We start from the raw sequence: 277 nt of genomic DNA, 5'->3' as shown, positions 1-277 counted from the left end.
TCACATCAAGGCAGTTAATGGCAACTATGCCTACACTGAACTTGGTAGTGCGGCAACGTACGACATCACGCCAGCAGCAGCAACGTACAAACTGACTGGTACGGATACGAAGGTCTATGACGGCACTGCCACGGATATCAAAGATGTGTTGGGCAAGTACAGTGTAGCGTTAACCGCCGGTGGTACGTACACATTAGTGGATGGTGACATTGAGTTCGCCGATAAAGACGTAAAGAATGTCAAAACCGGATACGTTGTTAAGTTGACGCAAGCTGGG

The 277-nt window shown here is 48.7% G+C and carries 1 protein-coding gene; it reads left to right on the top strand.

The annotated features are described in order from the left end of the window. Positions 1-277 (top strand): MBG domain-containing protein (locus IV55_RS10415; protein ID WP_272946583.1); only part of this gene is annotated, 277 nt, incomplete at both ends.

This window comes from Furfurilactobacillus siliginis (assembly GCF_001437435.1).
GTDB lineage: Bacteria > Bacillota > Bacilli > Lactobacillales > Lactobacillaceae > Furfurilactobacillus > Furfurilactobacillus siliginis.
Note: the sequence above shows the minus strand (reverse complement) of the source record. Positions and strands in the feature narration are given on the sequence as shown.